Raw genomic sequence first — 2,127 nt, forward strand, 5'->3', positions numbered from 1 at the left:
GTAGTTGCACTGGGCATATCGTCGGCAGCGTCGGATGTGTATAAGAGACGGGAATTAACCTAGCAAGCCGTCGGCTTGCTCTCCACGCTGTTGCTCGCAAACGGCTTCGCGCATTCTGCACTTGTCGGCTCGCCTGCAGGCTTAGGGATCAACACAATGCGTTTTCTTCACACACCAAGCACAGGAAAACACCGCCTAGATTATCCTTTTCAATGGTTAAGGTCTTGAGTTCGCCTACAAGGTCTATGTCTTGACAAATTAGAGCAATAACCATGAAAAGAAATAATGTTGTTTTGGATTTTATAACCTACTTTCCCTCTAAGTGTGAAAGAGAGATTTGGTGCTGGGCATGACTTAATGCTATTAAGTTTACAGGGTTTAGCGCCGATCCGCATGCGATTTTAGATTGACTGTATGCGTGTTGCAAAAAAATCAAAACTCTTTCAAATCCCCCCAATTAGGCGCGATGGCGGTGTGGCACTCTAGGGGGATTTTGAGCGGATAAATTGTCTCCATAAGGGTTTTGATCTCTGAGGCTAGACGTGGGGCGTGCGCATGGGGGACTTCTAAGAGGATTTCATCATGGACTTGTACCAACATTTTAACTCTGGGATATGGGGCGATATGCGCGTGGATTTTGAGCATGGCTAATTTGACCAAATCGCTAGCACTCCCTTGAAAGAGGGTGTTGACTCCCTCACGCAAATACTCGGCTTGGAGTTTGGGATTGGCATGGGTGAAGTCAAAATGGCGTTGATGCCCTAAAAGTGTGGTGATCTGGTGTTCTTGTAGAATGCGCGCTTTGAGATTCTCTAAAAAATCCTTGATTGTGGGGAAGGTGTTGAAGTAGCGTTCAATATAGCTTTTAGCTTCTGCTTGGCTGATTTTAAGGGTTTGGGCTAAACGCTGGGGACCCATCCCATAGAGCAGGGCAAAATTAATGCTCTTAGCCGCATGGCGTCTGGAGGGGTCATTAAAGAGAGCTAGGGCGGTGTTAAGATGAATATCCTGACCTTGTAAAAAGGCTTGACTCAATTGCGCATCCCCGCTAAAATGCGCCAAGAGTCGGAGCTCAATTTGAGAATAATCCACCCCTAGCAAGAGCAGATCGGGCGCGCTGGGGATAAACCCGTGGGCGATCTTCTTGCCTAAGGGGGTGCGTATGGGGATGTTTTGGAGATTAGGATGTGCAGAACTCAAGCGAGAGCTAGCTGTCGTGTTTTGGTAAAAAATGCTGTGAATCTTGCCATGTTGGTTTTGGGTGAGCAGGGGTTCAACATAGGTCGTTTGGAGTTTGAAAATTTCGCGATATTGCAAGAGAGCGTCTAAGAGCGCGCTGATCTGCACGCCTTGAATCACCGTATTTTGGTAGGTTTCCTGCAAGGCTTTCAAACTGGCTTCATCGGTAGAAAACCCGGTTTTGATCTTTTTAACCCCCTTAGCCTGTAGCCCCAAGTGTTGGTAGAGAAAATGCGCCCATTGCTTGGTAGAATTGACATTGAGCGGGGTGCGCGCGAGGGTGTGGATTGTGCTTTGCAACGCCTGCAGGCTCTCTTTGAACTCTTGTTGCAAGGCTTGAAAATACGCCAAATCCAACCTAAAGCCCTGTACCTGCAGGCGGTATAAAATTTCTAATAAGGGGTATTCTAGGGTGCGTCCTAACTCTAAGAGTGCCGGACTCAAGTGGTGTTGGTAATGCGCATAGGCAGCAGCGATCACCTGCGTGTTGCGCTCTAGGGCTAGCGCGTCTAAAGGAGCGTTAGGTTTGCTCTCAAAGGCTTCTAGCTCCAAGACTTTAGCTAGCGCGCTGATCTTAGGCTCTAAATTTGAATTGTGTAACCATGCCAATAGCGCGACATCTTCGTAATCTGGTGGCAAATCTAAAGGGCAGTGTTGATTGAGGGCTAGAAAAACTTCTTTGATCTGATAGCCGATGAGCTTACATTGGTAGAGGGCTTGCAAGCAAGCTTGAGCCTGCGCTTCATGCAGGTTTAAGAGGATAAAATCGCTAGGAGGCTCTAGCCCTAAAATGCCCAACAAGCCCTGGGGTTCTAAAGCGATCGCACAGACACGCAACGCCAAGAGGCGTGCTAGGATTTGTTGGGGAGCTTGGGGGGAGCTTGGGGA

Annotated in this window: 1 protein-coding gene; it reads right to left on the bottom strand. The window is 48.1% G+C overall.

Annotated features, from left to right (window positions below):
* Nucleotides 1-432: 432 nt before the first annotated feature.
* The coding region (locus C6G87_RS08315) for a DNA polymerase (protein WP_233709084.1) at nucleotides 433-2,127 on the bottom strand (1,695 nt) is incomplete at its 5' end.

The sequence above is a fragment of the Helicobacter baculiformis genome, assembly GCF_900197685.1.
GTDB classification, from domain to species: Bacteria; Campylobacterota; Campylobacteria; order Campylobacterales; family Helicobacteraceae; genus Helicobacter; species Helicobacter baculiformis.